Source organism: Leptolyngbya sp. FACHB-8, assembly GCF_014695575.1.
Lineage (GTDB): Bacteria > Cyanobacteriota > Cyanobacteriia > Elainellales > Elainellaceae > Vacuolonema.
The window spans coordinates 188,044-211,211 of record NZ_JACJOO010000006.1; the positions used below are offsets into that span (position 1 = coordinate 188,044).

Here is a 23,168-nt window from a genome sequence, read left to right on the forward strand (position 1 = left end):
GTCCAACAATCACAACTAAACGAATGCCGAATGAATGTGAAGCTGCAAGTTGAGAGGGTATAAACAAGTTTAGTTGTTGTTTCCTGCCAATTTCATTTTCGTCACATTATGATATGGCAACAATCTTTAGAGAGATGAAATTGATTGGTATTTTCTGGTATTTCTATTCATGGCTTTCAATGGGAAAAGCCTGCCTATTTTATTCCTTTTTTAGTTAGGTCTTCCTCATGCTGGATCTTTGGTATAAGAACGCAATTATCTACTGCCTGGATGTGGAGACCTACATGGATGGCAATGGCGATGGAATTGGGGATTTTGAAGGCTTGAGACAACGATTGAACTACATTTCAGGTTTAGGCATTACCTGCATTTGGCTCATGCCTTTTTATCCCACCCCTAATCGTGACAATGGTTATGATGTAATGGACTTCTACAACGTTGACCCACGTCTTGGAACGCTGGGTGATTTTGTAGAATTTACCCGTTTGGCGAGCGAACGCGGTATTCGGGTCATTATTGATCTGGTCGTCAACCACACCTCAATTGAGCATCCCTGGTTCCAATCTGCCTGTAGCGATAAACAGTCTAAATATCGTGATTTCTACGTCTGGTCAAAAGAAAAGCCAGATGATGCAGCGGAAGGAGTTATTTTTCCGGGTATCCAGGAAACAACCTGGACGTATAACGAGCAAGCAGGTGAATACTATTTCCATCGCTTCTATGAACACCAGGCAGATCTGAATATCACCAGCCCAGCTGTACGAGAAGAAATTAGTAAGGTCATGGGTTTCTGGTTGCAATTAGGAGTATCAGGCTTTCGGATTGATGCAGCTCCATTTTTAATTGAGTTAAAAGGTGTTGAGGATGAGGCAAAGGGAGCCGATCCCTATGCCTATCTAGAAGAGATGCGGAACTTCTTGTCCTGGCGCTGTGGTGATGCCATTCTGTTGGCAGAGGCAAATGTATCAATGGAGCATATCTCACCTTACTTCGGTGATGGAGATAAGATGCAAATGCTGTTCCATTTCATGGCGAATCAGCATATCATTCTTGCCTTAGCGAAGGAACAAGCCGAACCCATTATCCGAGGCTTGAAAGCGCCACCTGAAATTCCGGCGATCGCTCAATGGGCGCACTTCATTCGCAACCACGATGAACTTTCTCTCGATAAACTTACCAGGGCCGAACAAGATGAAATTCTAACTGGATTTAACCAGGATAAAGAACAGGTCTGGATCTTCGATCGCGGCATTCGTCGTCGTTTTCCGCCCTTAGTTGCGAATGATCCGCGACGACTCCGGCTGGCTTATAGTTTGATGTTTACGCTACCTGGAACTCCGGTACTGTTTTATGGTGAAGAAATTGGCTTAGGTGACGACCTCTCCCAGCCAGAACGCAACTCAATTCGTCCACCCATGCAGTGGTCGAATGAGGCCAACGCAGGGTTCTCAACTGCACCCGCTGACAAACTGTTTCGTCCTGTTATTTCGGATGATACATATGGCTACCAGCAGGTGAATGTGATTGACCAGCGCCGGGACCCGGGTTCGTTGCTCAATTGGATGGAACGAGCCATCCGCATCAGAAAAGAATGCCCAGAGTTTGGCTGGGGTACCTGGAGTTTGGTAGAAACCCATCATCCCAGTGTATTAACCCATCGCTGCGAGTGGCTTGGAGGAACGGTGCTTGCCATCCATAACCTATCAAAGGAGGCTTGCAAGGTGACGCTAACCCTAAAAGCTGAGGACGGCAAATTAATTGATTTACTGGGTGGCTTACAGTATGAGGTGTTCGATGATGCCACCCACACTATGCAACTGGAGGGTTACGGACACTATTGGTTTCGATTGGGTGAGCAGCACTTGTAATTAAAACCTAGGACCTTCTCGAGTATGCAGCACCTGAGAAAACGACTAAGGACAGATGCGTCTGCCCCTGATTTATGGCTCGGTGCTATAGGTGCCGCGATCGCGATGTTCCCCCATTCCAAAAATACGTCGGATCATAGGTTTCATTAGTCCTGGAAGCAGGTGGTAGGCTGTTGTCCAGAGTTTCGCACTACCTACGATCACATCCGATTGCTGGTAGGTGACGCTGTTCCAGATTGCGGTGGCCACATCCTCAGGTACTTCTAGCAAAGCACTGTGGAAGGCTGCATTGACTAGATCGTGTCGTGCCTCTGCTGTTTCTGGACTATAGCCACGAAAACGCCCGCGCTCCATTAACCGGGTACGAATAAAGCTGGGATAAATGCCACAGACATGAATGCCTTTCGGCTTTAACTCGGTCTGGAGGGATTTGGTAAGCCCGGTGGCTGCAAATTTGCTGGTGGTATAGGGCACCTGGTAAGGAATCGCGTCTAATCCCCCAATCGAACACACGTTAACGATGGTGCCTGCCTGCCGGCTCAGAAAGTGTGGCAGGAGCGCATGGGTTGTGTGAATGTAGCCCCACAGATTGGTTTGAATAATGTGTTGCCAATCCTCTAGAGACGCTTGATCTACAGGCCCCATGTAGTAAATGCCAGCGTTATTGATCAGAACATCCACCTGCCCAAAATGGGCGATCGCCTTCTCTACCAGAGAACTGACCTGTTCCCAATCCTGCACATCTGTTGGAATGGCTAAAGCTTCTTGGCCCAAAGCCCAAATTTCCTTTGCAACGGCTTCCAGTCGGTCGGGCTGACGGGCTGCCAGAACCACGTTATATCCTTTCTGAGCAAACTTAAGAGCCGTGGCTTTCCCAATACCCTGAGAGGCACCTGTAATCAAAACCGTTTGGGTCATTTGTCATTCCTTCTAAATTTGAATATAAACTTGATGGAAGAGTGCTGCACCGCTCCATCAGTCTGCTGAAATCTTTTGTGAAAAAGGTATTTAACTAATTTGTCTGTGCAATAATTCTGCACGTTCTGCCAACTTTTCTCCACCTGCTTCAGTTAAAGCCTTTATATACTTGAATTTGAATTTTTCAAGTACGTCCAACAATCTAGATTGGATTTCCCCAGGGGTATTGTGTTGGTTAAATTCTTCGACAATGGCCTCTCGTAAATTGCGTTGCAACCGATCGGTAATTTCTTTCCCTTCTGCATCAAACAACGTACCTGTAACCGTACGATAGAGGCTCTGTATTATCGACGTAGAGAGTTGCTGTACTATCTGGGCTGAAACTTGCCCTAATCCTGGAACATGGTGTAATTGTGGGTATCCTGGCATCTGCCCCAGTGTTTTAGTGACGCTGTGTTGGATCAGGTCTTCCAGGTCAGGTTGAATACGGGGTAGGATGTGCTGCACACTGACGTCATAGAGGTGATTGGCGATCGCCGCTACATCGTCTTGTGCAACGACTGCATCAGAGGAATCTGATTCGGATTGTGGAGCAACTGTTGACAACCAACCCAGTAACTCACCCTGACGGATGGAATCTTCCATCTGATCGATGATTTCGATTCCCACAATTCCCGCTAAATCTGCACCTACCGTTACGATGATGTCTCGCTGAGCTTCAGCCCTCACGGGTTCCAGATCGAGCAGGTCTGACTGATAAAGCCGCAAGGCTACTGGAATAAGCCGCAACCAGCGCCAAAATGGTAGGAGCAAAAATACGTCATACCATCGGCGTAAGGCAACATCCAACCAGGTTAAATTTAAATCACGTCGATGCATCGCGAGAATTCGCATCACGATGTCTACAGCGAAAATCAAAACAAATGGGAGATCCAGTAACCAGAAGTAGTTAACCGTTGCGCCCCATTGGTTGACTCGACGAAAGTAGTTCGTCTGGAAGAATGGGCGTACCTGAGTATTCCAAAAAGTAATTTCCTGCTGCCATCCCTGCTGCTCTAAGTAAGCCGCGCTCCAGAATTGGTTAAATGCATGGCTAGCCGACGATTGGTTTGTTCTTTCCCGGATAGTTTGTTGAATGGTCGCCAGAGCATAGTTGCCATGGGGTGCAACAAATATCTGTTCGGTTAACAAGTTCTGGCTCAGGGTTCGCAGTTCTTCTAGTGAACTTTCAATCTGAGGGGTTCGCACTTCGTCCTGGCTAAGCTGTGCCGCTAAAGTGTCAACTTGGGCTTGATAATACTCCGTTTCGGGAGAGAGTTCGATGCCTTTTACAGGGTCATAAGCCTGAGTGAGCTCAGGTATATACTGTCGATAAACTGGGCGCAAACTTAAGTAGGTCAGATCGAAAAAAACGAATATTAAATTAATCAGGGCAATAATCGCAATAACTCGCTCTAAGCGAGGATAGCGGCGCTCAAAATTAGGCTTAAACTTAACCATGTTTGGATCAGTAAAGAAAGTTAACAAGGCTCTCAGTCTTCACTGTAGTGAATGGTAACGATGCTTCCTACTTCCACACTGCTGAGAAAAAAGAATTAAATTTCAGCTCCTTATCCCTCTTAAGACGGAGATTAGAGTCAGTATAAAGAGAGCTAAGTTAGCGCATATCCTGTACTACCCCGTTTGTCACTGCTTCACAGCGGCGAATGGAGGCTTCTAGATGTTTCTAAGAAACGCCCTATGGATACTTCTCAATTCGAAACCTTGTTCCTAACAAATTCGCAGCCGAGTATTGTGGCTTATCAGGCTGCGATCGCCGATGCTTCTTCTACGCTCATTGCAACACTTCATAGACAAGACAAAGCTTATAGTGGACTTCGCCCTGAACAAATTGATACGGTACTGGCGGCTATCAATCTCTGTCCAGAAAGAGGAGATGATTTAGCTAAGGTTTTGCAACAAGTTGGTGATACGGTTCTCCAAAATTCGATCGATGTTTCTCATCCCACCTGTATTGCACATTTGCACTGCCAGCCCTTAATTGCTGCTTTGGCGGCTGAGGTGGTGATTAGTGCCACAAATCAATCGATGGATTCCTGGGATCAAAGTCCCGCTGCAACTCTGGTAGAACAGCAGGTTGTGAACTGGCTTTGCCAGCAGTTTGGCTATGGTGCTTCGGCGGATGGAACATTCACCAGTGGTGGCACTCAATCCAATTTCATGGGGTTATTGCTTGCCCGTGATGCCTATGCTCAGCAGCATTGTAACTGGTCAATTCAACAACAAGGATTACCGGCTGAAGCCAGCCGATTTCGAATTCTTTGCTCTGACGTGTCACATTTTACAATTCGTCAGGCGGCAGCTCTATTGGGTTTGGGGCAGCAAGCCGTCGTTCTGGTGGCAACCGATGCGAACTATCAGATACAAGTGAGTGAGGTGAGACGCAAGCTCAAGGAATTACAGGAACAGAATCTTTTACCAATCGCTCTGGTCGCCACCGCTGGTACCACTGATTTTGGCAGCATTGATCCAATCGCTGAGCTGGTGAACTGTGCTCAATCGTATGGGATTTGGCTGCATGTAGATGCGGCTTTTGGCGGTGCGCTTGTACTCAGCGATCGCCATCGTTCTAAGCTAGCCGGTATTGAAGCCGCGGATTCTATCACCGTTGATTTCCATAAATTATTTTATCAACCGATTAGTTGCGGTGCTTTCCTCCTCAAAAATCGTCATTACTTTAATCTACTTAAACTTCATGCTGATTATCTCAATCCTGAAACTAACGAGGAGTTAGGTATTCCTGACTTAGTCGCTAAATCAATTCAAACCACTCGTCGCTTTGATGCCCTGAAGTTGTTTATGTGCTTGCAAGTATTGGGACGACAAACATTTGCTGCAATGATTGATTACACCATTGATCTGGCTAGCTACGGCGCTAAAGAAATTGCAATGAATGATTTCTTAGAATTGGCTGCTGAGCCTACCATTAACGCTGTTGTCTTTCGTTATTGTCCTGCTAATACTCCAGTAAATACAGATTCGGTTGATTGGGCCAATCAAATTAACAGCCAAATCCGCCTATTTCTTCTTCATAATGGCGAGGCTGTAATTGCCCAAACTAAAATTGGTGCCGTGAATTATTTGAAGTTTACATTGCTCAACCCACTGACACAGTTTACCCATGTTCAGGAGCTTCTCATTCGGATTCGGCAACTGGGGCAAAATTTGGAGACGCAGTTAGCTTAGGAGGTTCCTGCATAAAAATTTACCCCGGATGTTGGTGCTTGGCACGCGAAGCGTGCCAAGCACCAACATCCGGGGGGTAATTTCATTGTTGGAAATCTCCTTAGTGTGACCACGGCTATTTTAGAGAAGCTGCGATCGCCATTCGCGCAGAGCCGGATAAAGTGTCTGAAACCGTATCCACGCCGCTTCTAATTCAGGGGTAAACGGTTCTGGAACGGTTGAAGTGCTCGGCACGCTTAATGGGGGAATTGCCTGTTCATCCCCATAAATTCCAATCCCTAAACCTGCTAGAATAGCGGCTCCTCGTGCTGACGCGGCCGGTACTGTAATGCTATACAGGGGGATTTGCAGTACTGTTGCTAACAATTGCCTCCAGGCCGGTTCGAGGGTGCCGCCCCCCGCAAGACGAAGGTGTGGGATAGGGGCATCGGCAGGTGCGATCGCCTCCAGGCCCTGTTTAATAGCAAAGGCAACCCCTTCTAGAGCTGCCCACATGAGGTGCGATCGCGTGTGATGTAGCCCCAATCCGGTCCAACTTCCTTTTGCATGGGGGTCTAGATGAGGAGTGCGTTCGCCGGTTAGATAGGGTAGAAATGTTAGTCCTTCGCAGCCCGGAGGGACCAAGTTCGCTTCACTATAGACTTCTGGCCAGCTGAAGCCCAGAATTCCTCGTACCCATTCCAGGGCGAGCCCAGCATTTTGAATTGCGGCTAAGCGATACCACTGTTGAGGTAGCGCGGCGCGGTAGAGGTGGGTTCTTAAGGAGCTATCCGCATCGGGTTGCGCTAATGGTGTAATGATTTGGGCTCCTGTCCCAACCGTGAGTTGCACAGAGCCAGGCTCAAGCAAGTTACTTCCTAGAATGGCAGCGGCAGTATCGGCGGCTCCTGCAATGACGGGAATTCCTGCCTTTAACCCTAAATGCTGGGCGGCTTGAGGGGTTAGATGCCCGGCAATGCGGTTCGAGGGAATGAGGGGAGGAAGCCAGTCTGTGCGTAACTGCAGAGCTTCCATGACCTCCAAGGCCCACCGATCCGCCTGCACATCGTACAATAGCGTTCCAGAAGCATCAGAGGGTTCTGCGGTGACTTCCCCGGTCAACTGGAGTCGTAGCCAGTCCTTGGGTTGGAGAACCCAACGAGTAGCGGCATAGGTATCCGGTTCTGCTTGCCGCAACCACAGAAGGGTTGGTCCGGCCATGCCTGCTGTAATAGGGTTGGAAAGGCGAGTCAGCAAATCGGTGGGAAGTTGCCGGTAAACATCCAGTACCTCGCTTGAGCGCATATCGGCCCAGAGGATGGCAGGGCGCAGGGCGTAGCCTTCTTTATCCGCTAGAACGGCCCCATGCATTTGGCCTGAGAGCCCGATCGCTTCAACAGGATGAGAGGATTTGGCTATAACTTGGTGGATGGCGATCGCCACTGCTGACCACCAGGCTTCTGGATCGGTCTCTGCCCAACCGGGTTTGGGAGATTGGACAGGATAGGTGTGGGAAGCTTCGGCCAGTACAGTCCCATCTGGATTTAATAACAGTGCTTTAACGGAACCTGTGCCTAAATCAATTCCCAGAAGCATGGTAATTCTAAATGGAGTGGGTGGTTGAAGGCTGGATGTGGGCGTGATTAAGCATCCATTGAAGTAATTGGATGTAATTGGATGCCAGACACCCGGTGTTTCTAAAAACACCGGGTGTCTGATTGCATCACTCACTTATGGGTTAGCTTCTGCAAGCGATCGCGACGATTTTTGTAACCCCTCGTCGATGAACTGGCGTGCGTGGCGAGCGAGATCCATGCCATCACTCCAGAGGTTACGCCAGATGGCGAGGGTTGTGGAGAGGTTCGGAGCAACGACAGCAGAGGAGAAGCTTTCAAAAGTAATCGTGCCCTGGTAGTTAATGGTCGCTAATGCGTTAAATAAGTCTGCAAAGTCAACAGTGCCCGTGCCGAGGTACCCCCGGTGGCTCTCTCCTATGTGAACATAGCCCAGGCGATCGCCGCAGGCCATTACCGGAATGCGAAAGTTCGCCTCTTCGATATTCATGTGGTAGGTGTCGAGGTGTACCACTACGTTGTCCTCGTTGATGTCCTCAATCAATTCAAGGGTTTGTGCGGCAGTGTTGAGGAGGTTACTTTCGTAGCGATTCACAGTTTCTAAACCCAGGGTGATACCATCCTGAGCCGCTTCTCTGGCCAGGTCGCGTAACACGTTAACGCAGTTCGCGCGCCCCTCGGGTGTAGGCATGTGGGAGTACTTACCCAGGGCACTGTAAATAACGCCCCCAAGATACTCGGCACCAATGCCCCGGGCAACATCCAGGGCTTCGTGGAGGAGGCGATCGCCCCCCGCAACAACGGCTGGATCTGCGCTCGATATGTCTGTTTCAAAGCTCAGACCCAGAGAACAACCCGCTTTTAGCCCAACCGATTGAAGGACCTGTCGAGTCATATCAATATCAATCGTGGCAGGGTCGAGCACTGGAATTTCAATCAGATCAAACCCGGCAGTCTTACTATTTTCGATAGCTTGCCGACACTCCTCCTCGCTCCATCCCCCCACCCACACCAGCGCGTGGACACCAATCTGATTCATGTTTATGCCTCCTGTTGGGCTCCTGTAATCATCGAAACCAATTCCTTACCGCTGGTATCGTGGGTGCGCCGTCCTCCCACCAGACGACCACTGCGCATCACCCAGACCTGGTCTGAGAGGCGCATCACCTGATCAAAGTTATGGCTGATCAGCAAGACCGCTAAACCATCATCCCGAAGCCGCAGAATAAGTTCTTCAACCCGAGCGGTTTCGCGCACACCGAGTGCGGCGGTGGGTTCATCCATAATCACGAGGCGCGACCCCCACCCAGCAGCCCGGGAAATGGCAACGGCCTGTCGTTGACCACCCGATAAGCGCCGTACTCTGGCGTTAATGCTGGGAATGTTGACCTCAAGCCGACTTAGCATATCAGCCGAACGTCGTCGCATTGTGCGTTGATCAAGAAACTTTAGAGGCCCAATCTGTTTGACTAACTCACGGTTGAGAAACAGATTTTGCCAGATGGTCAAATCATTACAAAGGGCAAGGGTTTGATAAACCGTTTCGATACCCGTCCGTCGTGCATCTTCTGGAGATGCAAAATGAACCGGTTTGCCATCCAGAGTAATCTGCCCAGCCGTTGGTGTATGAACGCCTGAAATACATTTGATTAATGTGGATTTTCCGGCACCATTGTCACCCACGATCGCCGTAATCTCGCCGCTATAAGCCCAAATGGTAATATCGGTTAGTGCATGAACATTACCAAACCATTTACTAACCTGATCAACGTATAGGAGTACATTAGAGCGATCAGGTACTGTTACTGTCGAGCTAGCTATTGTTGATGAAGACGTATCATTATTGCTGAAAGGTTGTTGAATGGGATTGTAACGGTTCACACCGTTGTCTGATCCATGGGTAGGCTCATCTAAACTCATTGCTGATACCTCATAAGCAGGGCGGCCAGAACAACCACAATACCGACCGCTAGGGGTTGGTAGAATTGTGAGACAGACAGTAACGTCAAGCCGTTGACGAGTGCTGTCAGCAGCAATGCACCGACCACAGGACCAGCAATGGTTCCCCGTCCGCCAAATAAACTAACGCCGCCCAGCACAACAGCTGCCACCGAGTTGAGCAGAAAACTGGTGTTCGAAGCAGGCTCCGCTGCACCAACACGAGCCGTCAGCAAAATGCTGGCAATCCCGGCCAGACATCCGGAAATGACATAGGCTGTGATTTTGACCCGATCGGTACCAATGCCCATCGCCCGTGCTGCCTCCGCATCTCCTCCTGTTGCTAGCAGGTGAGTGCCAAAGCGAGTGTAGAACAGCACAATGTGGGCGATGATGGCCGCGATCGCCGCCAAAATCACAAAGTAACCAATCGGCCCCAATCTTCCTGTGGCAAGCCTCAACAAGAAAGGGCTGGCAATCTGTACTGGCTTGCCATCGGATAGCACCAGGGCTGCACCCGCTGCGGCACTCAGGGAGCCCAGGGTCACAATGAAATCGGTAATTTTGCCTTTGGCGATCACCCATCCATTGATCAGGCCGACGAGGGCACCTGTGGCGATCGCCAGTACACAGGCCGCGGCCATCCCCCATCCCCGACTGTAGGCCTGTCCGAGCACCACACTGCCCAACGTCAAAATGGAGGCGACGGACAAATCGATACCCCCGGTCAGAATGACATAGGTCTGCCCAATGGTCAGCACCATAAGAATGGCTGCCGCCAGCAGGAGCGCCTGTAGATTACCGAGAGTCAGGAATACGGGGGAAGTAATTCCAAAAATGATAATGAGCAGCACCAGGGCAACGGCTGCTGTCCAATCGGCCCAGAAGCTAGGATCCCGCAGCCGCCCCAGAGTTGGAGATGTATCGGCCTGTGTCATAGCGTACCTTCTACAGTGTAAGGAAATAGGGTTAATGGGCGATCGCCACTCCCCGTTCTACGTTCTACTGCGCTAGGAGATCGGCCAGGGGATCGTCATAGTCAGAGAACGGTTTGGGGAAACTCTCCAGAGCTTTGTCTGCGTTGCTTGAGTTCACCACAGCAACGGGAGCCGTCACACTACCTGGCAGGTTTTTACCGGCCATCGCCGCCTGACAAGCCTCCATACCCATAGCACCAATCGCATAGGGATACTGGGCAACGGTGGCAGACAGCGTTCCCTCCTGCACCGCCTTAATAGCATCCTGAAGCCCGTCTACACTAATGACCTTCACCTGCGATTGTTTGCCAACATCGGCGAGGGCTCGTACTACTCCCAAACCCATGTCATCATTGGCAACAAAGAACCCCTTCAAATCTGGACGTGCTCGGAGAATATCTCCGGCAGTCGTCAATGCTTTCTGCCGCTCCCAATCTGCAGAAACGGTTTGCACAATGCGAATGTTATCGGGGATGCCCTGCTGGAAGCCTTCCAGCCGAGCCTGACTGGTGGCATCTCCTGCAACCCCTCCAATCATCGCAACATCACCACCGTTAGGTAGCAGCCGAGCCATTTCTTCAGCGGCCAACCTACCGGCACTCACGTTATCCGTGCCAATATAAGTTGAAACTTTTAGATTCGCGGCCTGAGCGGCCTCTGTTCCAATCGGGCTATCAATATTGACAATAGGCTTGCCCGTATTCGCAACCTGAACGAGAGGCTGCACTAAATTCGTTTGCGTAATCGGATTAATGATAAAACAGCCGTAATCTTGGCCCGCTAACGCTTGCACCTTATCGGCTTGCCCTGTTGTATCGTTCAGGCTGTTGGCTGCCTGTACGGTAACACTTGTACTGCCCGTTTTCGCCTGGTCTTCAATGCCCTGCTGCATAGTTTGGAAGAAGGGATTATCCAAACCTTTAATCACCGCAGCTACAGGTTGCGCGTTACTTTGGTTTTGAGCACCGCTCTCGTTATTGCTGGTGTTGCTTTGAGGTGACGTACAGCCTGCGATCGCCATCATAGCGACCAGGAGAACCGAAGCACTTCCCCAGCCGCGTCGTTGGTTGCCCACTTTTGTGCCTCCTATAATGAGACTTTCCCTTAGGGCAAACGCATCTTCATAATTAACCTGAAACTTTGGATCTAAATCCTGAATATCTTCTAAATGCAATGCCGTAATGGAACTACATATAGTCCATATTCACTGATTAATGTAGCGCGTTTATCCTGGGAATTTTATTTTCTTATCTTCTAAGGTTGAATAAAGCTATGCGTCTATCTAGAGGATGAGCTGATTGAATAGCTCAGTTCTTTCATTAATATTAACTTTTGAAGTGTTGATGCAAAATTATAGTGAATAGTACGTGGCATACCATACAGGTCTCTTTTTGAGGTTCTTTAAATATTACAAATTAATACTCTTCAGCTTCAGCTCGATGATGAGAATACAGCCTTCTTATGGACATTGTGAAGTGCATGATCCTTAGGAAAACAAAGCATGACTTTAGTCATGGTGCAATCAAGACTCTAGTCCTGATTAGATTAGGAAGATGGACTCATGTAACAAATCTTCTACCCCACCTAAGATTTAAATATTGAATAAGTAGCTCGCTCCGGAAATTCAAGCAGCAAAACCATCAAGTCGAAAACGTCATTACCTTATTGCAGGAACACAATGAAAAAATATTTAGGGAAACATCGCACCATTGCTTCGATGGTTAAGCGTCGGGAAGTATTAGGCTTCCTGGGAGGAACGGCAGCCGTTTCTCTCATGGGATGTTTTCGTGAACAGCCAGCCTCATCCGCATCAACAAAGTCATCAATGCAAGTCGGTGTAACTCCCAGCTGTGTAATCAGACCTGAACAAACAGAAGGGCCATATTTTGTGGATGAGAGGTTGAACCGCTCTGACATCCGCTCTGATCCATCCGATGGATCAGTAAAAACCGGCGTGCCCTTGCAGTTAGTTTTTCAGGTTTCTCAAGTGAGTACTGGTACTTGTACGCCTTTGAGTAACGCCATTGTGGATATTTGGCATTGCGATGCTGAAGGCGTTTACTCTGATGTCAGTGAAGGCCGATTCAATACAACTGGCAAGAAGTTTTTACGTGGTTACCAAGTAACTGATGCCAGTGGAATGGCCCGATTTATGACTATTTATCCAGGTTGGTACTCTGGTAGAGCGGTGCACATTCACTTCAAAATTCGTACAAATTCTGCGTCTCAACAGGGCTACGAGTTCACGTCTCAGCTTTATTTCGACGACACCCTGACCAATCGAATCTACGAGCAACCGCCTTATCGTAATGACAGCCAGCGTACCCTGAATAGCCAGGATGGAATTTTTCGGAATGGTGGTGATCAACTCACACTTCAATTGGCTCAAGCCGCAGAAGGCTACATTGGGCACTTCACCATTGGCCTTGGGTAGGCTTATGTCAGGAGGCGAATGTCGGCGATCGCTTTACTCTAATCAGGATTCATCCAACGAACCTGATCCAATCTCGTAAACAGGTGTGGTCCAACTTGAGCAACCACTTCAGGTCGCTTCACCAGAACCGCGTCTAACAACACACAGCTATCAGGTGGTCAGAATTAAACACAAGGCTCCAAGGTTTGTGCCGTCCGCAAAGTGGACGATATAGCCTTTGAGGTATTGTGTTTAATGAGGCTAATATCGTTTTTATATGAAGCTGCACAGAATGAAGGCGGCGCGTATGCATCGCCACTCTTATTCTGTGCAGCTTCATATTGATTTGGTATAAGCTACCGAGTTGTAAAGCAATAGCCATCTCATGAAAATCAAAAATGGTGAAGTTGGAGAACTTATCGAAGACCATCGACGCTATTATTACTAACACTCAAGATTGTGGATCTAATACTTGTATCCAATATCACACTTAGCAACAGTGTTATCTGAAGTTAAGTAAAGGTTTGTAGGTTGAATCTCGGCAGTATTGATTGTAGAAATGTAACGTGTAATATGTATTACTTTTGTTGCCATATTGGGAAAAAACTCTGTAATTTCTCTAGACTTTTTCAACTAAAAAGATGAATTTTCAGTTTAGATATGCAAAGGAAATTTTAATGATGGCTGTAAGGGAAGGTGAAGTCTATGGCTGATGTAGATAACAAACTCGGAAGTGCTAGAAGTGTAGAACTGCCAATGAACCGACTGGATCGTGTTGGCCCAGGAGACCTGGATGATTTATACACCTTCTCCTTAAACAGCCGTAGTCGCTTGTCATTGTCCCTTTTAGGCGTTGCGCCAGGTGCAGGGGTTCGTGTTGAGCTTTATGCTCTTGCACGCCCGCTAAACAATCGCCTTAAAACAACAAACTTCAGGAAATTAACTGCAGCAGAACGAAGAAGATTTTTGAGACCAATTTCCGCAACAGGACGAGATGATCTTGCGGTTGGTACGTACTTCGTTCGTGTTTTTCGAGTCAGAGGTAGTAGCAACTATCGGCTTCGAATGTCAGCTGAAGCAGTTGTTGATCCCTCACCTATAACAATTAGTAGGAATCCTGACGGACCCACTTACGAATTTACTATTGATTTTTCGAGAAGTCTCGATGCAAATTCGGCCACAGATAGAGGCCTTTTTGTTGGGGCTATTCAGGGCACTGTTAATGTTCCTGAAAAGCCTGAAGTGATGGCCTTTACCTCTTTAGCTAGTGATTTAACTTCCATTAGACATGCTGACGGCCGGGTGGAATACCGAGCAAAACTACTGAAAGCGTCTAGCTTGCCTGATGTGTCCCTTAATTATGACGTTTTGTTCGTAAGATTTATTCTTCCTGCATCCTATAACGCAGATCCGGATTCTCTACTATCTTTGCGGCAAGCATTTAATGCTGATGGTTCTCTCAAAGGTGATGTCTATTTTGCCTATGGAGGTGGTAAAGAATATGTCACTTGGGATGATATTGATGCTCTTGGTGAACAGGGTTACAAAGATGCCTTTATGTACAGTAGCTCCATGGATGGAGGAGCGGGTAATGACATTTTGATAGCTGGGCCGACCTTTGATGCATTAAGTGGGGGAGAGGGAAACGATCAGCTTTATGGAGGAGATGCTATCGATACTCTTGACGGGGGAAGTGGGGATGATTTCCTCGATGCTGGGAATGACAATGATGACCTGAGCGGTGCAGCGGGTAATGACACCCTTGATGGAGGAAATGGAAATGATTTCCTCAGTGGGGGGAATGGTAACGATAGTCTTTTTGGGAGAGCGGGTAACGATACCCTTGGCGGAGATGAGGGGAATGATAGCCTCTTTGGGGGAGCTGGTGATGATTTTCTTCAGGGTGAAGCAGGGAGTGACATTATCTTTGGGGGGGTAGGTAACGATACTTTAACGGGTGGTGGTCCATCCTCTTACAACTCTTTTGGTGTTACCGATTCTCTAACGGGTGGTGATGGTGCGGACTCCTTTATCTTGGGGGATAACTTTTACTCCTATTACTCAGGAGATGGATACGCTGTTATTGAGGATTGGAGGCCCTCTGAAGGCGATCGCATTCAAGCCCGAGGCGATGCTACTCTGTACCAGCTAGTGAAGAATAATGATGTGTTGGGTACTACGGCTATTGATACCGAGCTTTATTACTTTGATGGTACAACCTCAAATCGGATTGCCGTCTTTAAAGACACAACTGATGTAATTATTTCTTTGGACTTTACCTTTGTGTAAGGTAACCTTTTTCAATTTGGTGAGAGATGAATGCGGGGTTCCGCCGCACATTCATCTCTCACCAGATCGGGAAATGCTGTAGTTTGATCAATAACGGCTTTAGATATGCCCAATCATCTACTGTATGTTGGTATCAGTAGTGTACTGCTTCTTTTCCTAACCCCCACGTCTGTTATTTCTCAGATTATCCCTGATAATACTCTGCCGTCGAACTCACGTGTTTCTCAAGATTGTATCAACTGTGAAATCACAGGAGGTACACAGTTAGGCCAGAATTTATTTCATAGCTTTACGCAGTTCTCTATTCCCAATCAGGGTACAGCTTACTTTAACAACGCACTCACTATTCAAAATATCTTTGCCCGTGTGACAGGGCAGAATAGGTCTGATATTAATGGCACCCTTCGGGCCAATGGAAACGCTAATCTATTTCTACTGAACCCTTATGGAATTATTTTTGGTCCCAATGCAGCGCTAGATATCGGTGGATCATTTCTGGCTACAACTGCGGAGAGTATAAATTTTAATGGTTTTCAATTTAGTGCAACGAATCCTCAACCCATTCCATTATTAACTGTTAGTATTCCTATTGGTTTACAATTTGGGGCCAACTCAGCCTCTATCATTAATCGTTCTCAGGTTAGCCTTAATGGAAGTACCAATACATATGGGCGACCAACGGGTTTGCAAGTGCAAGCCAACCAGAGCCTGATGCTGCTGGGTAATGGAGTTTCCTTAAAGAATGGTAACTTGACAGCCAGAGGAGGACAAATCAACCTTGTTAGCGTTGCTCCGTCTAGTACGGTGTCTTTCGTTACAGAGGGGACTGGATATATTCCAGCTCTCTCGGAGAACCAAGTTTTGCGGGATATTTCCCTTACAAATCTCAGTTCTATTGATACCAGTGGTGATGGAGGACGCAATGGTGGCGCCGTTCGACTACAGGGAAGAAATATCTCGCTGACCAATGGCGCAGGGATTATCTCTCGCACTGCTCAAGGCACAGGAGAAGATTTGCAACTGCTCGCGTCTGGTTCAGTCACCCTGGCAAACAGTTCCTTTGCGTTCACGCTTGCGGATGAAGAAGGGCAGGCGGGTGACGTGATTATCCAGGCAGCTCAGTCCCTTACGCTTTCAGATTCTGGCAGTTCTGGCCCTACAGCACTGGGTTCTCAGGCATCTGGAAATACGGAATTTGGTGCGCGAGCGGGTGATGTCATTATTAATGCTAGAGATATTTCTATTCAGGATGGTTCTCGGATTGAGGCATCCTCTTTCGGCGCTGGGAATGGAGGTACTATTCAAATTCAAGCTTCCTACGTTGAAGTGGTGGGTTACAGCCATGAGCCTGTGATTGATAGTAGAGGCAACACCATAGAACCAGAAGAAATTACCAGTGGTATTGTGTCCCAAACTGAGGGGGCGGGAAGTGCAGGGCGTTTGGCGATCGCCACCGATCGGCTCGTCGTGCTAGACGGCGGCTTTATTTCTACAGCCACCTTTGCTGAGGGAAATGGGGGGCCACTGACTATCAATGCTACAGACTCCATTTTACTAAGAGGCGCATCTCCAGCAGTACAACGGAATTTCTATCGAAGTGGGATTTTCGTTTCGGCATCGAGTGAAAATGCTTCGGGTCAGGTTGGAGCTTTAAACATTACAACTAATCAGTTATTTGTTGAAGACCGGGCTGATATCTCGGCCCGCAATGAGGGGATAGGGGCCGCCGGTTCTATCACTCTGAGCAATATTGATCGTTTAGTTGTTCGAGAGGGTGGAGAAATTCGAGCCAGCACGCTGGGTTTTGGTCCGGGGGGCAGCTTAACGGTTGATGCTAGCTCCATTGAATTGGTTGGACAAGGAACTATTGCTTCTGAAACCATTCCCAGTACACTGACGGCACTTGCAGATGAAAATTCCTTTGGCGATGCCGGAAACTTGACCATTACAACGTCCAGCTTAGTGGTACGTGATGGAGCTGAGGTTTCGGTGAGTTCAGCAGGGGAGGGGGTAGCTGGCAATATGCTGATTCGAGCCAATACGATTCAGCTCGATGAAGGAAGACTGGCAGCTGAAACCCGAGCAGGAGATACATCAAACGCTAATATCCAGCTTCAAATTCGAGATGCTTTATTAATGGGAAATCAGAGCCGGATTTCTGCACAAGCATTCAACAATGCTGCAGGAGGGAATGTTTTTATTGTTGCTCCTGAAGGATTTGTGGTTGGAAGAGTTGACGAAAATAGCGACATCGTTGCGAATGCGTTTAGGGGACGGGGTGGCAATATTACTATTGATGCTCGCAGTATTATTGGCCTGGAAGAACGTAGTTCTCTTCCGCTTGATAATGGAACGAACGACATTGATGCAAGTTCCCAGTTGGGTATCCCTGGTTCTGTGATCATTATTCAGCCCATTGTTGATCCTAGCCAGGGTTTAAGTGAATTGCCCACAGCCTTTACGGATGCCACGCAACAGGTGGCTCGCCGTTGTGGAGGAACGGTGAGAGCAGAAGCACAAGTAGGCGAGTTTATTATGTCTGGGCGAGGCGGGCTGCCTTCAACTCCGGAAGGTCTGTTAAGAACCCCTATTCTGTCTCCTGGTCTGATTACGCTGGATTCTGATTCCACTCCCGTTCCCTCATCAACCTCCATCATCCGTGCCGAACCCCTATCCATTGTTGAGGCGGAAGGTTGGGTGACTGGCCCGGATGGACAAATAGTCTTAACTGCTGAGGGTGCGAGTGTAGCCTCTTTTCAGGAAAATCATTCGCCTCTCCTGTCTTCTAGACGCTGTCCCATCGGAGGCTAACCCATGTACAAGAGGCGCTTCCATTTCAAATTTCGTTACCTCCTGCTGGCAGTTCTCTCCCTAGCGATCGCTCTCATTCTCCCCCTCTACTCACCCACCTATCTACCCATCCGCACATCCGTTCTCATTCCCCCTGCCCTTTCCCTCTCGCCCTCCGAAGTCTGTTTTCATCATTGTCCTGTATACGAAGCACACGCAAAAATAACGATTCCAGCCGATTCTGAAGCACGCCCTAACCCTCAAGCCGAGCAATCCGCGCGGGCTGCTTACGAGGCCGGACAATTTCAGAATGCTGTTGAATTATTCGAGCAAGCGATCGCCCACTATGCTACCCAAAACGACTTCCTGCGGCAGGCGATGGCGTGGGGTAACCTGGCGCTCGCTCAGCAACAGTTAGGGAATTGGGAGGAGGCAAATGGGGCGATCGCTACGAGCCTGGCGTTGTTAGAAGAGGTAGAAGACGGGCGCGATCGCCGCTCCATACAGGCCCAAGTCTTTACCATTGCAGGACAACTGCACCTGGAGCAAGGACAAGCCGAGCAAGCACTGCATGACTGGGAGCAGGCCGCAGAACTATACGTTGACCTGGAGGATAGAGCCAGCCAGTGGCAGAATCAGATCTATCAAGCCCGCGCTTTGCAGGGGTTAGGGTTTTATCGGCAGGCGATAGATTTGTTGGAAGGAGTCAATCAATCCCTGCAGAATGAGCCTGATTCTGCCATGAAGTTAGGTGGCTTGCAGGAGTTGGGGGATGCTTTGCAAACGGCGGGGGATTTGGCCCGATCGCGCCAGATTCTAGAACAGGGTGTAGCGATCGCACGCACGCTAGATATGCCAGACAGGATAGCGGATTTAACCTTAAGCCTTGCTAACACACTACAAGCATTAGGGGAAACCGATGCGGCTCTGGCTCTGTACCAAGAATTAACTGTTCCTAGCGCAGCCAGGCTCAATGCTCAACTGAATTTACTGAATCTACTGGTTCAGCAGGAATCCTGGAATGAAGCTCAGGCATTGGCTTTGCAGTTAGATGAGCCGATCCGAGCGTTACCATCCGGGCGGACCCACATCTATACCCGCATCAAATATGCCGAAACTCTGTTGCTTTTGGCCAACCATGCACCTGAGGTTAGAACGGTAGCTTCGTCCCGTGCGATGGGAGAAGGGTTAGCGATCGCAATTCAACAGGCCCACGAGCTAGGCGATCGCCGCACCGAATCTTACGCTCTGGGGAGTTTAGGTCGGCTTTATGAACGAACACACCAATATGCGGATGCTGTGACGGTGACGTATCAGGCATTGAACCTTGCTCAGACGACCCATGCTGATGATCTGGCCTACCGCTGGCATTGGCAGTTAGGGCGTGTATTGCGAGAACAGGGGCAGCGGGATGAGTCGATTGCGGCTTATCAACGGGCGATCGCTACATTACAAAGCATCCGTACCGATTTGGTTGCTATGAATCCAGAGGTACAGTTTACCTTTCAGCAAAACATTGAACCCATCCATCGGGAACTGATGAGTTTGTTGATGCGGGGAGGCCCTTCGGGTGAGCCCAGTCCTGAAGAGTTGGAAAGTACCCGCCAGGTCATCGAATCTTTGCAACAGGCGGAATTAGAAAACTTCTTCCGGGAGGCATGTTTGGATGCTCAACCCGTTGCTATTGAGCAGATCGATAGCCAAGCGGCTGTCTTTTATCCTGTGATTCTGCCCGATCGCCTGGAAGTGATTGTGCACCTGCCCGATCGCCCCTTGCAACACCACACAGTCTCTGTTACTCCCGATCAGGTGACAGAAACCGTGTTGGAACTGCGGCGGCGGCTCGTGAATCGAATTGGTAATCCTACCCAGACGTTGCCTTTGGTGCAACAGGTATACGACTGGCTTATTCGCCCCAGTGCGGTTGAACTTCAGGAGAGTGAGGTGAAAACCCTGGTATTCGTGCTGGATGGGCCATTGCGAAACTTGCCCATGGCAGTGTTACATGATGGCGATCGCTTCCTCATCGAGCAGTACAGCGTTGCCTTGACTCCCGGTTTGCAATTGCTTACCCCGCGCCCCCTCAACACTCAGCAAATCAGCGTCATTGCCGCAGGACTGACAGAATCACGACAAGGGTTTAGTCCTCTTCCAGGTGTGGGAAATGAGTTAACAAGAATTGCCCAGCAATTGCCAAGCCAAACCCTACTAAACCAGGATTTTACCCGGGACACATTACAGCAGGCGATCGCCACGAACTCTGCGCCAGTTGTTCATTTGGCTACCCATGGTCAATTTAGCTCTAGTGTTGATGAAACATTTATTTTGTCGTGGAGCGATCGCATCACCATCAATCAGCTGAGAAGCTTGCTGCAAGGAACGGAGCTGAATCGACAGAGCCCGATTGAACTGCTCGTGATGAGTGCTTGCCAAACTGCCTCAGGCGATCAGCGTGCGGTTTTGGGATTAGCAGGTATTGCTGTCCGTGCAGGTGCCCGTAGTACGCTAGCCTCCCTCTGGAGTGTAGATGATCAGGCAACCTCCGAGTTGATGGAGCACTTCTATCACGAGCTAGCAAAGAGTGATGTCACAAAAGCCGAAGCCTTACGCCGTGCTCAAGTGGCTATTCTACAGAATCCAGTCTATGGACAACGGGCTTATTATTGGGCCGCATTTGTACTGTTGGGCAATTGGTTATAATGGCTAATCCTTAGACTAGAGGTTGCTTTGGGAGTTGTTTTTTCGTGGTGTTGTGCGCGAAAAAACATAAAGGTGAGCAAACTTAAGTCATTGAGCACTATGAAATAGAGGTTTCCATCGACTGTCTTAAGACGGTCTGTAATGCTTGCAGCAGCTCTTGAATCGTATAAGGTTTAGCAATGAAGCTTGCAATTTCATGAGCCTCTTTTACCTTGTCATTTGGCACAAAGCCGCTAATTGCGATCGCCTTAATCTGAGGATCAATTTTTTGGAGAGTCTGAATTGTTGTTAATCCATCCATAGATGGCATCATCATATCGACAAGTGCTACCGCAACCTTATGTTTGTGCTGAGCACACAGTGCAATTGCTTCAATGCCATCATTTGCTGTAAATACGCGATAGTTGTAGGCTTCTAGAGACATTCTAGTAGTCTCTAAAATCTCTGTTTCATCATCCACCACAAGAACCCATTCTCCATCCCCATGCAGTGAGTCAGAAGGTTCTGCTTGCGCAGGAAGAGACACTTCTACCGCTGGCAGAAATACCTTGAACTCACTTCCTTCACGAACTTTACTCGACACCTGGATGAATCCTTTATGGCTTTTAACGATACCCCGAACAGTAGAGAGTCCTAATCCCGTTCCTTGACCAATTTCCTTTGTTGTGAAGAAGGGCTCAAAAATTCTATCTGTCACTTCAGCTGACATTCCGATTCCCGTGTCTTTGACGGTTAATTCAATATAAGCACCAACAGATGCCTCAAGATTCATGCGGGCGTAATGTTCATCAATAACCAGATTCTTTGCAGATATGGTGAGTGTTCCACCATCCAACATTGCATCACGAGCATTAACAACGAGGTTCATCAGTACTTGATGTAGATGAGTAGCATCTCCAGACACTAACCAAAGCTCTGACTCTACATCAATCACAAATTTTATAGATTTAGGGAAGGTTTTTTCAGCAACCTGTCTAACTTCACGGATCAAATGTTTTACTTGCACATTTGCCCGCTTACCTTCTACACCACGAGCAAATTGCAGAACCTGCTTGACAAGGGCAGCGCCACGCTTAGTGTTCGTTTCCAAAATTTCGAACAAATTTTGGCTCTGGACATCGGCATCAGGAAACTTTAGCTGTAGCAGCTGTGCGGTAGCGAGCACCGGAGTCAGGATGTTGTTTAAATCATGAGCGATACCCCCTGCAAGAGTCCCCAAACTTTCAAGCCGCTGAGTTCGCAGGAATTGACTTTCGAGCTGTTTCTTCTCAGTGATATCTGTGTTAACTATTAGGACTGATTGAGGCTGTCCCTGAGCATCTTGCATCAGTGTCCAGCGACTGGCAACAATGATTTCCTTTCCTTGTTTATTGATCTGATGTAACTCGCCTTGCCATACACTGTTCTTTGCTAAACTCTTTTGAGCAGTTTCAAGCTGTTCAAAGGCATCTTCCCGATATAAAAGATGGTTTATATCTTGACCTATTATTTCTTCTAACTTCCATCCGTAAAGATGTTCTGCTCCTTTATTCCAGTACTGAATCTTATTCTCTAAATCCTGTACTAGAATCGTGTCTGTCGTTATATCCAGTAGAGCCGCCTGTTCACGAATCTTTTCTTGTGCTTGCTTGTGCTGTGTTAAGTCAAGAACAAAGCCGACGAGCGCCTGTTGAGATTCATCCAACAAAGCGCCACCAATCATGACAGGAATGCGGGAACCATCTTTCCGGAAGTACTCCTTCTCAAAAGCACTGAATGCTCCGGTTTTGTTTAATTCTGCTATAGCTGCTTGATTAAGGTGGGTATATTCGGCAGGTGTCATAGCCTGCCAATTGATATTTCCAGCTTGTAGATCAGCGCGATCGTATCCAACAATCTGAAGGAAAGCATCATTGGTATCTATGATACTGCCATCAATCTTGCTAAAAATAACACCAATTACGTTAGCTTCAATTAAACGTCTAAACCGGGCTTCACTACGTTGTAAAGCCCTAAATGCCTGCTCACGTTCTTCTTCTAGCTGTTTACGTTGTTGAATTTCCTGTTCTAAACGCTCATTCTGCTCAGTCAATCTCCTTGTTAAACTCTGTAACCGTACGTGAGTATTGACTCGCGCTAAAACTTCTTCATGATTTAAGGGCTTTGTAATGTAGTCGACTGCCCCAAGGTTTAGGCCTTTGACCTTGTCAACATTGTCGCTAACAGCCGTCAGAAAAATGATAGGGATTTCCTGCGTCAGTGGGTTTGATTTCAGGCGACGGCACGTCTCAAACCCGTCTATTCCAGGCATCAGGACATCTAATAGAATCAAATCAGGTGGAGCGTACTCTGCCAGGCTGATTGCTCTCTCTCCATCTTCAGCAATCACAACCTTAAATCTATCAGCCTCCAGGACGTCAAGCAGCACATCCAAATTAGTGGGTGTGTCATCCACAATTAAAATGACGCCTTTTTCAACAGTTCCTGCATCCATAAA

General features: G+C 48.2%; 14 protein-coding genes. 6 read left to right on the forward strand and 8 right to left on the reverse strand.

Going from position 1 to position 23,168, the window contains the following annotated elements:
* The first annotated feature begins 227 nt into the window (after positions 1-227).
* Positions 228-1,868 (forward strand): alpha-amylase family protein, encoded by a 1,641-nt coding sequence (locus H6F91_RS00870; RefSeq protein WP_190774361.1) that lies wholly within the window; start codon positions 228-230, stop codon positions 1,866-1,868.
* Between the two features lie 72 nt (positions 1,869-1,940).
* On the opposite strand, the gene H6F91_RS00875 is transcribed toward H6F91_RS00870, so the two are convergent.
* Complete coding sequence (locus tag H6F91_RS00875; RefSeq protein ID WP_190774362.1) at positions 1,941-2,786, reverse strand: SDR family oxidoreductase; 846 nt, start codon at positions 2,784-2,786, stop codon at positions 1,941-1,943.
* 90 nt (positions 2,787-2,876) lie between these two features.
* Entirely contained in the window at positions 2,877-4,286 is a 1,410-nt protein-coding gene (locus tag H6F91_RS00880; protein WP_190774363.1) for a hypothetical protein, read from the reverse strand.
* A gap of 240 nt (positions 4,287-4,526) precedes the next feature.
* On the opposite strand from H6F91_RS00880, the gene H6F91_RS00885 reads away from it, so the two are divergent.
* Positions 4,527-6,032: an aspartate aminotransferase family protein gene (locus H6F91_RS00885; protein WP_190774364.1), complete on the forward strand. Its 1,506-nt coding sequence runs from the start codon at positions 4,527-4,529 to the stop codon at positions 6,030-6,032.
* A gap of 120 nt (positions 6,033-6,152) precedes the next feature.
* Here H6F91_RS00885 and xylB read toward each other — a convergent pair whose 3' ends face one another.
* From xylB to H6F91_RS00910, 5 genes are all read right to left on the reverse strand, one after another.
* Complete coding sequence (gene xylB / locus H6F91_RS00890; RefSeq protein ID WP_190774365.1) at positions 6,153-7,607, reverse strand: xylulokinase; 1,455 nt, start codon at positions 7,605-7,607, stop codon at positions 6,153-6,155.
* A gap of 135 nt (positions 7,608-7,742) precedes the next feature.
* A complete protein-coding gene (locus H6F91_RS00895; protein WP_190774366.1) occupies positions 7,743-8,624 on the reverse strand; it encodes a sugar phosphate isomerase/epimerase in 882 nt (293 codons plus the stop codon).
* A 2-nt stretch (positions 8,625-8,626) separates the two neighbouring features.
* The gene (locus H6F91_RS00900) at positions 8,627-9,505 is read right to left on the reverse strand and encodes an ATP-binding cassette domain-containing protein (protein ID WP_190774367.1); all 879 of its coding nucleotides are present in this window, start codon (positions 9,503-9,505) and stop codon (positions 8,627-8,629) included.
* Positions 9,502-10,461: an ABC transporter permease gene (locus H6F91_RS00905; RefSeq protein WP_190789183.1), complete on the reverse strand. Its 960-nt coding sequence runs from the start codon at positions 10,459-10,461 to the stop codon at positions 9,502-9,504. Before H6F91_RS00905 ends, H6F91_RS00900 begins: the two co-directional genes overlap by 4 nt.
* Before the next feature lie 64 nt (positions 10,462-10,525).
* Complete coding sequence (locus H6F91_RS00910) at positions 10,526-11,575, reverse strand: substrate-binding domain-containing protein (RefSeq protein WP_199307565.1); 1,050 nt, start codon at positions 11,573-11,575, stop codon at positions 10,526-10,528.
* 603 nt (positions 11,576-12,178) lie between these two features.
* Between H6F91_RS00910 and H6F91_RS00915 the strand changes: the two genes are divergently transcribed.
* The 4 genes from H6F91_RS00915 to H6F91_RS00930 all read left to right on the forward strand — a co-directional run bounded on the left by H6F91_RS00915 (position 12,179) and on the right by H6F91_RS00930 (position 20,692).
* On the forward strand, positions 12,179-12,934 hold the full coding sequence (locus tag H6F91_RS00915) for an intradiol ring-cleavage dioxygenase (RefSeq protein ID WP_242035569.1): 756 nt from the start codon (positions 12,179-12,181) through the stop codon (positions 12,932-12,934).
* Between the two features lie 684 nt (positions 12,935-13,618).
* Complete coding sequence (locus H6F91_RS00920; RefSeq protein WP_190789184.1) at positions 13,619-15,202, forward strand: calcium-binding protein; 1,584 nt, start codon at positions 13,619-13,621, stop codon at positions 15,200-15,202.
* Positions 15,203-15,307: 105 nt separating this feature from the next.
* Positions 15,308-18,013 (forward strand): S-layer family protein, encoded by a 2,706-nt coding sequence (locus H6F91_RS00925; RefSeq protein WP_190774369.1) that lies wholly within the window; start codon positions 15,308-15,310, stop codon positions 18,011-18,013.
* A 3-nt stretch (positions 18,014-18,016) separates the two neighbouring features.
* The gene (locus H6F91_RS00930; protein ID WP_190774370.1) at positions 18,017-20,692 is read left to right on the forward strand and encodes a CHAT domain-containing protein; all 2,676 of its coding nucleotides are present in this window, start codon (positions 18,017-18,019) and stop codon (positions 20,690-20,692) included.
* A gap of 97 nt (positions 20,693-20,789) precedes the next feature.
* Here the strand turns inward: H6F91_RS00930 and H6F91_RS00935 are convergent, their stop codons facing one another.
* Positions 20,790-23,165: a response regulator gene (locus H6F91_RS00935; protein WP_190774371.1), complete on the reverse strand. Its 2,376-nt coding sequence runs from the start codon at positions 23,163-23,165 to the stop codon at positions 20,790-20,792.
* Positions 23,166-23,168 lie beyond the last annotated feature (3 nt).

Bases quoted from the DNA above. Each gene is read 5' to 3' on its own strand.
- H6F91_RS00870 (WP_190774361.1), top strand. From the start codon at position 228: ATGCTGGATCTTTGGTATAAGAACGCAATTATCTACTGCCTGGATGTG.
- H6F91_RS00875 (WP_190774362.1), bottom strand. From the start codon at position 2,786: ATGACCCAAACGGTTTTGATTACAGGTGCCTCTCAGGGTATTGGGAAA.
- H6F91_RS00880 (WP_190774363.1), bottom strand. From the start codon at position 4,286: ATGGTTAAGTTTAAGCCTAATTTTGAGCGCCGCTATCCTCGCTTAGAG.
- H6F91_RS00885 (WP_190774364.1), top strand. From the start codon at position 4,527: ATGGATACTTCTCAATTCGAAACCTTGTTCCTAACAAATTCGCAGCCG.
- xylB (WP_190774365.1), bottom strand. From the start codon at position 7,607: ATGCTTCTGGGAATTGATTTAGGCACAGGTTCCGTTAAAGCACTGTTA.
- H6F91_RS00895 (WP_190774366.1), bottom strand. From the start codon at position 8,624: ATGAATCAGATTGGTGTCCACGCGCTGGTGTGGGTGGGGGGATGGAGC.
- H6F91_RS00900 (WP_190774367.1), bottom strand. From the start codon at position 9,505: ATGAGTTTAGATGAGCCTACCCATGGATCAGACAACGGTGTGAACCGT.
- H6F91_RS00905 (WP_190789183.1), bottom strand. From the start codon at position 10,461: ATGACACAGGCCGATACATCTCCAACTCTGGGGCGGCTGCGGGATCCT.
- H6F91_RS00915 (WP_242035569.1), top strand. From the start codon at position 12,179: ATGAAAAAATATTTAGGGAAACATCGCACCATTGCTTCGATGGTTAAG.
- H6F91_RS00920 (WP_190789184.1), top strand. From the start codon at position 13,619: ATGGCTGATGTAGATAACAAACTCGGAAGTGCTAGAAGTGTAGAACTG.
- H6F91_RS00925 (WP_190774369.1), top strand. From the start codon at position 15,308: ATGCCCAATCATCTACTGTATGTTGGTATCAGTAGTGTACTGCTTCTT.
- H6F91_RS00930 (WP_190774370.1), top strand. From the start codon at position 18,017: ATGTACAAGAGGCGCTTCCATTTCAAATTTCGTTACCTCCTGCTGGCA.
- H6F91_RS00935 (WP_190774371.1), bottom strand. From the start codon at position 23,165: ATGGATGCAGGAACTGTTGAAAAAGGCGTCATTTTAATTGTGGATGAC.